Origin of the sequence: Pseudoalteromonas ulvae UL12 (assembly GCF_014925405.1) — a bacterium.
Lineage (GTDB): Bacteria > Pseudomonadota > Gammaproteobacteria > Enterobacterales > Alteromonadaceae > Pseudoalteromonas > Pseudoalteromonas ulvae.
On the sequence record NZ_AQHJ01000024.1, the window covers coordinates 1 to 13,090 of the forward strand.

A 13,090-nucleotide genomic window follows, 5' to 3' on the forward strand; every position below is an offset into this window, starting at 1 on the left:
GCAACACCAAATAAACTGAGTATCAAAAATTCCACATTTTTACCCGAGTAACATAACGCCGTGCTCACCGGTAGATTAGGAGCGAAGCGAGTAATTTATCCGTGTGCAGCAATTTGTTATGTGCATTCTTCAACCTCTTGCATCGTACAAAACTCTAACTGACCAATCTTCCATCGTGTCGTAGGTTCTGAGAGATGAGTAATCCTCTCAGTTTTATCTTGACTTTCTTTCAGCGAGTTAAATAAATCCATAAGTACTGGGCTGGGGTAATCTCTTTTAACGATTTGACTACAATTATAGAATTGTGGCCAATTTGAGAATGCTGTGTCTTCACTGCCGAGGATTGATCTCAGTGAATGAGCATAATGCCTTGATAGAGCAATGCGGAAGATATTAAATTCGTCAGGCCAGTCACTATCTAATTGAAATGTAGACTTTACACCCTGATTGCCAACTGTTATCAGCCATTTTTCCACTGCATCCATCCAGCTTGATATTTGCTTATTTAGTCGATCAGTTCTGATAGATTTTGCGTGTATATCAGCACCATACAACTCTTGATGCTTGAGTTGTACTAGCAATATTGTGCCGGTTTTTTTCTCTAACACGACCAAATCTATGTCGGATATGACTTGCTTGTTTGTGCGTATTTTAATGTTTTCTAAATAGCTCAAATTTTTAATAGAATCATTTAAAACTCTTCTGCACGCACGCTGAAAAGACATTTCCCTGCTTGTTTGGTTCTTATCATAGTCTTTGGGGAAGTAAAATCTAAGTGATTCAAGCATGTATCTAACTGGTTCGGAGTGCGCGCCGAATATTGATTTAATTAGGCCTGTCTCTGAATTCCTTATGAATATTGGGTGGGGGCTTCCAGGGGCGTCAATAATATCCAGACTGTCACGACTATAAGTTAACACTTCAAATATTCTTTTTGCTTGTTCGATTGAGATTTCGCTAAACTCTTTATAGTAAGAGCCGAAATAATTAACCGCATCATGTAAACTTTCAACAAATGTATCTACATCAGCGCTAATTGTAAGAATATCTTCCAGTCTGATTTCAGGGTGCTTTTCGATCAAAACCTTGCAGCAATGATAATGCCTCAAGCTACTAGAGATCATGAACTTGAGCCCTAACATATAGTGCTGCATTCTAATTCCACCAAACTCAACAGCATAGTGAAAACTGTCATAACCTTCTTGAAGGCTGACTTCATGTGTTGCCAGTGCAAAAAAGTACTCATCTAGAGCTGGATCAGATTCATAACCAATAAAGTGATCCATGAAAGGGTAAACAAGGTCATAAATCTTCTCTGTAACGTTGCTTTCGATCTCTTTCCATTCTTTAAGTGATTTAACCCCATTAAATAGCCGTCTGGACTCTCTATAATAGTGTTCTAATACTCCTCTTTCATGAAAGTCATCATCATAAATATCTTGTGGAAGTGTAATTAAAAAATTATTCTCACCTAAGTTTTCAATCTTTCCGATTCCCTTTGAAACAGTTTGAGCAACACGTCGGCCATGCTGGATCATTCCCAATCCAGAAACCATTTGCAATGCTTTCACTGACATATCAGCTTGCCTGCGAAAGGTAAGAACAGGTGCATCAAAGCTAGCTCGACTTCCCAGTGCCAGCTTAATCAGCCGGGAAGTACCTATTTGTAAAATATATAGCTGTTCTTGTTCCTGTTCGGTAGGATCGTTCAGGTTGGAGTAATACCAGTCAAGCTCATTTACTGCACAGCGCAGAATCCAACCAACATTATCTTTTTCCAAAATAGGGATAATTTTGGATTCTTCCTTATTTAGCGCCTTAAAAAAAGCTTTCAAAGTTTGCACAAGTTATCGCTCGATGGTTGGCTGTGAGGCACATAACGCCTCATTCAGAGGCAAAAAATAGTTGGTTAAAATAAGCGACGCAGGAGCAAAAACCAACTGTTTTTTTGTCCTTTGGAATGACTTGTTATAAGCCTATTCACCATACCACTCTGGTTTTGGTTCTTTTGAGTTCCAAGCCCAGTCTCTCAAAGTTTCAATGACGTATTCACGATTATACTTATCGTAGTATGTTGGATTAAGTCCTGTACTTTGAAAGTCATCTAATTTATTTACTTCAAAGCAAGCCTCATCATCGTCTTTTCGAGATGTAATCAACGTTCCGTTTTTACCACCAAATTGAGGAAGTAAACCCGTAATTTGATATTCTTCGCCATCTGAACCAGTGAACTCATATGGAGATATAAATTCTATACCCAAATCTTTTGCTGCATTTAACCAAGCTTTCTGGGGACGGTTAAACAGAGACTCTAATAAGTCCACATTTTCATTGTCTGGCGCATCTATATCTTTATAAATGACAAAATCAACGAAACCATCTTCATCGAAGGAAACAACCCAACGCTCTGAAAATGCTTCAACTTCTACATCAACGCACCCGATATGTTCTCGGTACTCTAAACGAAGTGGAAATTTTTTTTCTCTCATTCGAGCTAAGAACTCAAAAAGTTTCATCGGAATCCTAAAGGCTTATAACGCCTTGCTAAGCGGCGTGAAACAGTTGGCTAAACTCGCGAGGAACGAGCGTGAGCCAACTGTTACACGTCCGTTTAAGCAACTTGTATGGATAATAAACCCATCTAATTATTCTTTTAAACCAAGTTCGGGTAATGTGAGACCCAGGCTTTAGCTGCAACTAAAGCTCTCTTTTGTGGTAGTTCGATTAAGCGATGGATCCTCTGTTGAGAGACCGATAACAAGAATGAACGCCACAAAAGACTCCAAGCATCACACTCGAATAGTCTACTGGGTCTCGAACCCGCATTATGCAAGCAAGAGTTAGCTTATTATGAAAACAAATACTAATCAAAACATTAATGTCGGTGTCGATACCGGCAAATTTCAACTCGATATTTATATTCGCCCTCTTGATATCTATTTCACCGTTAAGAACGATGAAAAAGGGATTGCTGAGGCAATTAAAAAAATCAAAATTCACTCTCCAAAACGTATCATTATTGAAGCCACTGGCCGCCTTGAAATGCCCTTTATTATTGCATGTGCAAAGGCCAATTTACCCTTTGTCATTGCCAACCCAATACACATAAAACGCTTTGCTGGCGCCATTGGTCAACGCGCTAAAACCGACAAGCTAGATGCACAGTTGATTGCACATTATGGCGAAGCAATTAAACCCACACTCTCCACCCTAAAGCCTGACATCATGCAGATTATGAGTGATTTGGTTGCCAGAAGAAATCAGCTGTTAGTCATGCAAACGATGGAAAAAAACCGCCTGCAAATTTTACCAAAAGAGCTGATTTCAACCATCAAACCTATTTTAACAGCCTTTAAAAATCAGATTGAAAAAATTGAAAATAAAATTCTAAAACTCATTGAATCATGCCCTGAATATTCAGCCAAAAACACGATCCTACAAAGCATGAAAGGCATTGGTAAAATTGCCGCTGCTTCCATCATCAGCAACTTACCTGAGCTTGGCTATATGTCGAATAAAGAAGCCGGTGCATTGGTTGGCGTTGCACCTATGAATCGTGAAAGTGGCCGCTATAAAGGGCTTCGGAAAATTCAAGGTGGGCGACATCAAGTGCGCACCGTTTTATACATGGCGATGATGTCAGCCATCCAATCAAACCCTGTTTTTAAATCAACTTATCAGCGATTAGTTGCTGCTGGGAAACCAAAAAAAGTAGCGCTTATTGCGTGTGTCAGGAAGATGATTGTGATCTTAAATTCGATGCTCAGAGACGGGGTGATGTGGGAAGCGCCAAAAGTTTAAAATTAGCTATTGACGCCATAGTCTCTTGTTAAATGGCTACTTAGTCGCTTAACTTAATGTCTTCGCTAATTAACTTTTCAATTTCAACTGATAAGGCTTTGGCAACCTTAGATTTTTCCATCAGCTCGAAACGTTGCTCTTTAGTTATTTTGGTGGAATTCAAATCTGCAATATAAAAACATTGATCAAAATAGTTTTTTAATTTGTCAGCAATTTTCCCACAAAAATAAAAGCGAGCATTCCGCGAGCCATAATAAAATTTATGTATGTGCTCTCTCTCTGCGGTATCTGCTTTTTGCTCCATATGCATTTTCAGTTCAAAAAATGCATCATAAATTTCCTTTTTATGGCCATGTAAACTAATTTTATTAGCCTTATGAGCTTCACTCCATGCCCAACGAGCATACAGAGCAGATAATGCCGCAACCAAAATCGCTGCAAAAGCTAACCAATCACTAGTATCCAAATTTAACTCCGAATCAAATAATACACACATGCCATTTAACAATTTAATATCGAGCGATTGGGTCGTTTTTCTGCCGTGAACCGTCTCGAGTTTCTACTTCAGGAATTTTTATCACATTGGATAACATATTGCTACAAAAAGCTTTCTACCTCTAAGGCTAAAATTGCTTTGGGGTGAAAACGACCCAATCGCTCGTTTTCTTGACTATACGAGAAACTCACTAACACTGTATATATATACATACAGGAAAGTATCTATGAAAACGCACTCACCGTTTCTTAACCACATTTATGATTTTATGTTAACTCGACAATACTCGTTAAGGTCAATCAAGCCATACCTTAAATGGATTTCGTCTTTTATCCATTTTCATAATAAGCGTCATCCAGCGTCAATGGGTGATAATGAGGTCGAACAGTACCTTGATCATTTAGTCTTAAACGACAATGTATCACCCAAAACTCAAGCAACAGCGTTAAACGCACTGGTCTTTTAATATACCCTATCAACTTGAAGATGCATGTTTCAGAGCACCATCGTGTTTTCAATACTAGGCACGCTAATGCAGGAATGTAGGCACCTTTTAAATTATCGTAACAACGTAGTGGAAACACGGTGGCGCTTCCAAAGGGCAAGTTTTACAAGCGTTTATGCTGCGTTATTGATTTTGATAAGGGGAAAGCCATTACCTGCAATCAATGCCTTGCCTAAACGCTTGTAAATTCTTGCTGAAATCAAGCATCTCCAGGTTGATTGGGTATAAACACATTATTAAACAAGAGCTCAATTGCTCGTTGAACTTTGTGAGGAGTAAACGTCAATCAAAACTTCCGATCGTGATGACACCCGAAGAGGTCAAACTGCTTATGTCGCATTTGGGCAAACGCTATTATTTAATTGCAGGATTAATGTATGGTAGTGGTTTACGAGTGATGGAAGCTGTCCAGCTTAGGGTTCAAGATATTGATTTTGACTATAAGTGTGTCTGTGTTTGGAACGGCAAAGGTAACAAACACAGAATAGTCACCTTGGCAGCTGAGCTATTTCCATTACTTAGAAATCAAATCCATCAGGTAGACGAATACTTAAAACTCGACCTACAAAACCCAACGTTTGCGGGCGTTTGGATGCCGCATGCGCTAGCTAAAAAATATCCAAGCGCCAATAAATCATTGCCTTGGCAGTATCTTTTTCCATCTTACAAACTCAGTGCTGATCCCGAAACGGGTGAAATCCGTCGTCATCACTTTCATGAAACCGGGATCCGAAAAGCAATCAAACAGGCTGCCAAAGCAGCACATTTAGCAAAACCCATTACACCACATACACTGCGCCATTCTTTTGCAACACACATGCTGCAAAATGGCGCAGATATTCGTACTGTACAATCACAATTGGGGCATTCGGATGTCAAGACCACGCAAATTTACACTCATGTTTTACAGCAAGGTGCTAATGGCGTTGTTAGCCCGCTGTCTAAACTGCTTTAATAATCAATGTGGTTATTTATACAAATACTGTAAATTTTGAACATCGACGTTTTTTATGGTTAAAAAAGCTATCATTCAAGGCTGTTGAGTCGGGCTAAAGCCCGACCTACAATTTACACACAAAACAAGTCGCGACATAAAGTCGCTGCTACGAAACAAGTTACACGGATACATGCAGGTAACAAAAAACCGGCTTTCGCCGGTTTTTTTAATCGTGATATTAATCACTTATAAGTGAATAAAGTATGGCTCGCCTAACTTAGCGCACACCTAATAGCGCAGCTTGCTCTGCTTGACTGGCTAAGTATTCATCAAACGTACCGTGAAAATTCACCACTTTTTTATCTTTAATGTCGATGATGCGTGTCGCAAGAGATGAGACAAACTCACGGTCGTGGCTGACAAAAATCAACGTACCGTGGTAGTCTTTTAACGCGTTATTTAATGCTTCAATGGCTTCCATATCCATATGATTGGTTGGCTCATCCATAATCAGCACGTTGATGTCTTGCATCATCAATTTGCCAAATAATAAGCGATTTTTTTCACCACCCGAACAATTTTTAGCTTTTTTATTCGCGTCGTCAGCGGTAAATAATAACCGCCCTAACATAGCACGCACCATTAAATCATTGTGCTTAGCGGTGCGCCACTGTGACATCCAGTCAAATAAAGTTAAGTCGTTATCAAAGTCTTTGGTGCTGTCCTGTGGGCAATAACCAATTGAGGCATTTTCAGACCATTTGATGACCCCTTCATTTGCGTTTAGCTCATTGATTAAACAGCGTAAAAAGGTCGTTTTACCCACGCCGTTTTCGCCAATGATCGCAAGCTTTGCTCCAGCTTCTAAAATCAACTCGCCTTTAGAAAATAACACTTCGCCGTCAAAGCCATGGCCAAAATCTTCTAAAATAAGCGCCTGACGGTGCATTTTTTTACCTTCATCAAAACGCAATGAAGGCGAAATGCGACTCGTCGATTTCACCTCGTCTAGGGTGATTTTTTCCATGCGTTTTGCACGCGAGCTGGCTTGTTTTGCTTTTGACGCATTGGCACCAAAGCGATTGACAAAATCTTGTAATTCTTCGATTTCAGATTGTTTTTTCGCATTGCCAGCGAGTAATTGCTCGCGGATCAATGACGAGGCTTCAACAAACTTTTCGTAGTTACCTGGGTAAATGCGCAGCTCACCGTAGTCGATGTCTGCCATGTGTGTGCACACTGCATTTAAAAAGTGACGATCGTGCGAGATGATGATCATGGTGCATTTACGCTGATTCAATTCGTTTTCGAGCCAGCTAATGGTATGAATATCAAGGTTATTGGTCGGCTCATCGAGCAATAAAATATCTGGGTTTGCAAACAAAGCTTGTGCCAATAACACACGCAGTTTCCAACCTGGTGCCACTTGCGACATTAAACCAAAGTGAAATTCTTCTTCAATGCCCGCTTTTAATAAAATTTCGCCTGCACGACTTTCGGCGCTGTAACCGTCCATTTCACCGTATTGACTTTCAAGATCGCCGACACGCATGCCATCTTCTTCGCTCATTTCGGGTAACGCATAAATACGGTCACGTTCTTGTTTGACTTTCCAAAGCTCAGTGTCACCCATAATAACAGTGTCAACTACTGTGAACTGCTCAAAAGCAAACTGATCTTGGCTCAAGTTACCGACTTTTAGACCCGGTGTGATTGAGACGTTGCCCGATGTCGGTGTTAACACCCCGCTCAGGATTTTCATAAAGGTTGATTTACCACATCCATTTGCACCGATTAAACCATAGCGGTTACCGTTGCCAAATTTAGCTGAAATATTTTCGAACAAAGGTTCTGCACCAAACTGCATGGTGATATTTGCGGTTGAGATCAAGATGAATTCCTAAACAAGCTGCATTACCGGCCATTTAAAAATGAACAAGTAATTAAAAAAAGATTGGTCTAAATGAGGGCGCAAATTATACAGAGCCTTTGCCCATGCTGTCGAGCAATGCTTGCTTTTATTATCTGTTCTCTTTAGATCGATATTCCAATAACATTGGACCTTGAAATCACAATCGCAACAATATTAATCTCATGACATTACGAATTTATTGACTTGATCAGCTTTAACACGGATTTAAATTCAGGCGCTAAGCAATCGCCCATCAATTCAAACAAGCACATTTCAACACTGGTTTGGCGCGCGCCAGCTTGCAGCATGTTAGCGATGGCCAGCTCTTTATTACTTAGAGTGCGCGATGAGAGGCATTCAGTTACTAACTCGACCTGCAACCCTTGAGATAATAAGCTCATGACGGTTTGATACACACAAATATGGGCTTCAATACCGACCACTAGCCATTGAGTGATCCCTTCGTTGACTGATTGCTGTATCTTGTCAGTAAAGTCTGGATTGCCACAGGCATCAAAGGTCATTTTTGTGACAGGCGCAGTGGGTAAATATTCAGCAAGGCTTTGCACTGTACCACCTAGTTTGTCGGGATTTTGCTCTACCGCCAATATTGGTAAGCCCAATAGTTGCGCGCCTTTTAACAGGGTTTGAGTCTGTGCAATCATTCGTTCACTGTTGTGAACTAAGGTTGCAAGGGTTCCCTGAATATCAATCACCAGTAAACCCGTGGTCTGTTTGTTTAACACTCTGCTGCTCCTTGGTGGATTTCGCGCTGTAAAACGGCCACTAATTGCCCTGTTTTACCTGTGTGCACGCTTTGGGCTAAGTCAGGTGTCAGAATTTGCACCAATGACCAGCCTTCGAGGCCTTGTTGATTCAAGATACTCGCTAAATCAGGCAACGTCGATTTTTTAAGCCCGGCTAAAAACCCTTGATTGTTCTCTATGGTTAATGTTTTAAATTCATACTGCTTGAGGCTAGGTGTGAGCTGTTTATCAAACGTTGAAATTGCAACATCAAACGCCGCGGCGATGGCTTTTTTTGATTGTAAAGACGCATGCCCTTGGCTTTCGATGCGTTGGATGGTGCGAATATTCAGACCACTTGCGAGGGCTAATTCTTCTTGTGACCAAGCTTGTTCTTTACGTAGGGTGATAATACGTTGTGTATCGATGATCATAATGACTCCTTGATTGTCTGTTAGTGTTTATCATCGCGTAACATGGGTGTCAGCGTCACGACAGTCTGGCGTTAATTACCCGACAATAACACGACAGTTTTACGTCAAAAAGTCCATTTTGTTATTAATGTGCGTTATCAGAAGATAAAAAAGCCGACTTAACACAAGGTTTGTCGGCTGATAAGCACTTTTAAGCTAGACAATGCTTAACGCAAATCAAAGCGGTCAAGCTCCATCACTTTGACCCATGCACTCACAAAGTCATCGATAAATTTTGCTTTGGCATCTGTTGATGCGTACACCTCAGCTAACGCTCTAAGCTGCGAGTTTGAGCCAAAAATCAAATCGACTCGGCTGGCTTGCCAGCGTACTTCGTTCGTTTGTCTATCGCGCCCTTCGAATACTTGCTGATCGCCATTGCTTGGCTGCCATTGTGTATTCATATCGAGTAAGTTAACAAAAAAGTCTGTACTGAGGGTATCGACTTGATGGGTCAACACACCCAAAGTTGACTGATCGACATTGGCACCGAGCACTCTTAGTCCGCCAATTAATACGGTCATTTGTGGTGCGCTTAACGTCAATAACTGTGCTTTGTCTATCAATAATGCTTCGGCGGGTACACTGTATTGGCTTTTTTGATAGTTTCTAAAGCCATCGGCTATGGGTTCAAGCACAGCAAACGAGGCTTCATCGGTTTGTGCCTGACTTGCATCGGTGCGCCCTGCCCGAAACGGGACGCTAATTGTATGGCCTGCATTTTTCGCAGCTTGCTCAACCCCGACACCACCCGCCAGCACAATTAAGTCAGCCAAGGATACATGTTTGCCAGCACCATTATTTTGATTAAACCTTTGCTGGATGGTTTCAAGTTCTGCCAGTACAGCCGATAACTGTGACGGCTGATTGACTGGCCAATCTTTTTGTGGCGCAAGTCGAATCCGTGCGCCATTGGCTCCACCGCGATAATCAGAGCCTCTAAAGATCGACGCTGCTCCCCAAGCTGTACTAACAAGCTGTGATACGGTTAAATCACTGGCGCCAATCTGTTGTTTTAATACCGCGATGTCATTGTCATCAATAAGCGCGTAGTCACAAGGCGGGATCGGATCTTGCCACAGCATCTCTTCACTTGGCACTAATGGCCCTAAACAGCGGGCTTTTGGCCCCATATCACGATGAGTTAGTTTGTACCATGCACGAGCGAACGCGTCGGCGAGTTGATCAGGATGCTGGTGAAAACGTTTTGAGATTTCTGCGTAAATGGGATCTTCACGCAAAGCAATGTCAGAGGTGGCCATCATAGGGGCATGGCGTTTATTGACATCGTGGGCATCTGGCACTGTGCCCGCGCCTGCTCCGTTTTTCGGTGCCCATTGTTTGGCTCCCGCTGGGCTGCTAACTAGCTCCCATTCATAGCCAAATAAGGTATCAAAATAACCGTTATCCCATTTGATTGGATCCGGTGTCCACGCTCCCTCTAGCCCACTGGTAATCGTATCGACCCCCTTGCCTGAGCCAAGGCTATTTTTCCAACCAAAACCTTGTTCGCTGATGTCTGCAGCTTCTGGTTCGGGGCCGACATGCGCGGGATCGCCTGCTCCATGGGTTTTGCCAAATGTATGACCACCGGCAATCAAGGCGACGGTTTCTTCATCGTCCATGGCCATGCGCGCGAATGTATCGCGAATATCACGTGCAGATGCTAACGGATCTGGTTTGCCATCTGGTCCTTCTGGATTGACATAAATTAAGCCCATTTGCACTGCTGCAAGAGGGTTTTCCAGTTCACGATCCCCTTGATAGCGTTTATCGCCGAGCCAAGTCGTTTCAGCGCCCCAGTAGATATCTTCTTCTGGCTGCCAAATATCGGCCCGTCCACCAGCAAAACCAAATGTTTTGAATCCCATGGTTTCAAGGGCGCAATTTCCAGCCAAGATCATTAAATCGGCCCACGAAATCTGCGCACCATATTTTTGTTTGATTGGCCAGAGTAATCGGCGTGCTTTATCTAAATTTCCGTTGTCTGGCCAACTGTTAAGTGGGGCAAAACGTTGCGAGCCCGATCCTGCGCCACCGCGACCATCTGCGGTGCGATACGTGCCCGCGCTATGCCACGCCATGCGAATAAAAAATGGCCCATAATGGCCATAATCCGCCGGCCACCAAGGCTGTGAGTCTGTCATGAGTTGATTTAAATCGTTAATTAAACTGTCTAAGTCCAGTGACTTAAATGCGTGGGCATAATCAAACGTGTCTAGCATTGGGTTTGAGGCTGTGCTGTGCTGATGCAACACTGAAAGATTCAATTGATTAGGCCACCAATCTTGATTACGTGTTCCGCCGCCCGCAGCATGGTTAAATGGGCATTGACCTTGTTGAGACATAACTTACTCCATTGCATGTGTGCCAAGAACCTTTACTCTGGATAATCAATCTCTTCAGCAGAGCAGAGGTTCAATATAACGAAAAAAAATACCCCTAAGTTATAGAGGTATTTTTTTATTCGCGCCAATGGATAAAAACTAAGTGTTCAATCGATTAAACTGATGGTTAACCGATGTGCTTTAAGCATATTATGATTAAAGAGCGTTAACCGTCGCTGTGCCTGGCTTGATGACAAAGCCTTTTTCAATCCCAGCTTGAAACCCAACTTTTTCATACACCCGATGAGCACCTGTCAATTGCTCGCCTGATAACAACATCACCTTATAACAATTGTGTTGCCAAGCAAGTTCAATGGCAAATTCTAGTACTTGCTGACTTAATCCTTGCCTGCGAAAGGCTTCAGCGGTAATGACATGTTCAATAATGCCAAACGGCCTGGCTCCGTTGGCAATACTATTATTAAGGCCAAGGGCACAGGTCGCGGCCAGTTGCCCATTTTGTTCGGCCACAATAATAAAACAAGTCGGATCATCGAGCATGATTTGCCATGCCTGCTGTGCTTGCGCTTCGCTAAGTTCAGGATCATCTGGCCGCAACTCTTGATAAAGGGCTTGAACTGCGGCTCTGTCGGCTGCCTCGGCAAGTCGGATCATGATTGTCTTACTCCTTAGTCAATCGTCAATAAATGGCGATACGCTATTATTGTGTATCGGATGCTTGTCGCTGTGCTTGGTAGCGCTCTAATGTGGCTTGTTGTTTATTTTGATGCCACTGAATCAAAGTTTTTGCCTTCTCAACAGCGCGCAGTTGCACGGCTATCGCTTGCTCAATCTGCCCCTGTTCGCTATAAAACTCGGCCAAAGCAGATTCTGCATACGATGACTCAGGATACAATCCAATAATGCGCTTAAATAAGCCTTCAGCTTCTGCGGGTGAATCAGTAATGAAAGAAGTGGCAAGACTGTTTAAAGATGGCTCGGCTGAAACCTCAAAGCCATATTTTTTATCCGATAAACGCTGATAATAGGCAATAATGGCATCTGCCCCTTGTTTTGAAATCGCAGAATCTGCAGGCAATGGGGTGAATTTATCCGCAAATAACCCTTCAATGCCATTAATCAAAGTGATGATTGGTCGCGACATATAATTATTGGCTGTGTCAAAATCAACATGCCACTCTAGGCTTTGTGGTGCAGCACGTTCGAGTGTTTGTTTAAATGTGTTCACTCCCGCAATGTGGCTTTTTTCAAAGCTATGCTTACCAATAGAGATATACACGTAGCGTAAACGATCATCTAAGGTTTTAAGCTTAGTTTCTGCAATTGCATTAATGTTGAACATGTTCTCGCCAAGAGTTGGGCTTGCTAGTATGTAACCCGTAAACAGTGCCGGACGATTTAATAAAATGTGCAGTCCTAACGCCGCATTGCCCATAAAACCACTATAGGTTCTAAAACCATTGGTACGATATTGCTTATCAAGGTTAGTCAGCAAGACTTGTTCAAGATAATCAAGTAACAAAGGATTAGTAGGCTCTGCCCCTAACTGTTCAAAAGCAGCAGCAAATTCACTGTGGTAATCGGTCGGTGTCACTATGATAGTTTGTGGCCATGGCCATTCACCATTATGACTAAGCCAATCATTGAGTTGGCTAATAGAACCATGGCTTCGTGGGTGTAAATCAACATGAAGGTAATAACGTTTGTGTTGATTTTTCTCATCATGATACCCCTTTGGTAGCGTCACGGTGTAATCAATCGGGGTAGTAAAAAAACGCGATGATATTTGCATTGTATCTGTAGCCAGTACTTGTGATGAGAAAATCAATGCAATCACCAGCGTTATCGACTCTTTTATACACCTTAACATCC

The 13,090-nt window shown here is 42.2% G+C and carries 11 protein-coding genes and 1 pseudogene; 3 read left to right on the plus strand and 9 right to left on the minus strand.

The window, feature by feature from the left end:
* Positions 1 to 116: 116 nt before the first annotated feature.
* Both PULV_RS06940 and PULV_RS06945 read right to left on the minus strand, forming a co-directional pair.
* Positions 117 to 1,844, minus strand: coding sequence for a hypothetical protein (locus PULV_RS06940; RefSeq protein ID WP_193331276.1), 1,728 nt, complete (start codon positions 1,842 to 1,844; stop codon positions 117 to 119).
* A 132-nt stretch (positions 1,845 to 1,976) separates the two neighbouring features.
* On the minus strand, positions 1,977 to 2,516 hold the full coding sequence (locus PULV_RS06945) for a hypothetical protein (RefSeq protein ID WP_193331277.1): 540 nt from the start codon (positions 2,514 to 2,516) through the stop codon (positions 1,977 to 1,979).
* 334 nt (positions 2,517 to 2,850) lie between these two features.
* Between PULV_RS06945 and PULV_RS06950 the strand changes: the two genes are divergently transcribed.
* The gene (locus PULV_RS06950) at positions 2,851 to 3,801 is read left to right on the plus strand and encodes an IS110-like element ISPtu2 family transposase (RefSeq protein ID WP_193331278.1); all 951 of its coding nucleotides are present in this window, start codon (positions 2,851 to 2,853) and stop codon (positions 3,799 to 3,801) included.
* 40 nt (positions 3,802 to 3,841) lie between these two features.
* Here the strand turns inward: PULV_RS06950 and PULV_RS06955 are convergent, their stop codons facing one another.
* Positions 3,842 to 4,267 carry a hypothetical protein gene (locus PULV_RS06955; RefSeq protein ID WP_193331279.1) on the minus strand — a complete coding sequence of 142 codons (426 nt, stop codon included), beginning with the start codon at positions 4,265 to 4,267 and terminating at the stop codon, positions 3,842 to 3,844.
* A 256-nt stretch (positions 4,268 to 4,523) separates the two neighbouring features.
* Between PULV_RS06955 and PULV_RS06960 the strand changes: the two genes are divergently transcribed.
* Positions 4,524 to 4,763, plus strand: coding sequence for a site-specific integrase (locus tag PULV_RS06960; RefSeq protein WP_193331280.1), 240 nt, complete (start codon positions 4,524 to 4,526; stop codon positions 4,761 to 4,763).
* Between the two features lie 211 nt (positions 4,764 to 4,974).
* Positions 4,975 to 5,757 (plus strand): annotated as a pseudogene (locus tag PULV_RS06965) (integron integrase); the annotation flags it as partial.
* A gap of 259 nt (positions 5,758 to 6,016) precedes the next feature.
* On the opposite strand, the gene PULV_RS06970 reads toward PULV_RS06965, so the two are convergent.
* The 6 genes from PULV_RS06970 to PULV_RS06995 all read right to left on the minus strand — a co-directional run bounded on the left by PULV_RS06970 (position 6,017) and on the right by PULV_RS06995 (position 13,088).
* On the minus strand, positions 6,017 to 7,630 hold the full coding sequence (locus PULV_RS06970; protein ID WP_193331282.1) for an ABC-F family ATPase: 1,614 nt from the start codon (positions 7,628 to 7,630) through the stop codon (positions 6,017 to 6,019).
* A 209-nt stretch (positions 7,631 to 7,839) separates the two neighbouring features.
* Positions 7,840 to 8,397, minus strand: a complete 558-nt coding sequence (locus tag PULV_RS06975) for an isochorismatase family protein (RefSeq protein WP_193331283.1) — start codon at positions 8,395 to 8,397, stop codon at positions 7,840 to 7,842.
* A complete protein-coding gene (locus PULV_RS06980; protein WP_193331284.1) occupies positions 8,391 to 8,831 on the minus strand; it encodes a helix-turn-helix domain-containing protein in 441 nt (146 codons plus the stop codon). The genes PULV_RS06975 and PULV_RS06980 overlap by 7 nt, the downstream gene beginning before the upstream one ends.
* A 206-nt stretch (positions 8,832 to 9,037) precedes the next feature.
* On the minus strand, positions 9,038 to 11,218 hold the full coding sequence (katG, locus tag PULV_RS06985) for a catalase/peroxidase HPI (RefSeq protein ID WP_193331285.1): 2,181 nt from the start codon (positions 11,216 to 11,218) through the stop codon (positions 9,038 to 9,040).
* A 195-nt stretch (positions 11,219 to 11,413) separates the two neighbouring features.
* A complete protein-coding gene (locus tag PULV_RS06990) occupies positions 11,414 to 11,872 on the minus strand; it encodes a GNAT family N-acetyltransferase (RefSeq protein ID WP_193331286.1) in 459 nt (152 codons plus the stop codon).
* 46 nt (positions 11,873 to 11,918) lie between these two features.
* Entirely contained in the window at positions 11,919 to 13,088 is a 1,170-nt protein-coding gene (locus PULV_RS06995; RefSeq protein WP_193331287.1) for a tetratricopeptide repeat protein, read from the minus strand.
* Positions 13,089 to 13,090: the final 2 nt, after the last annotated feature.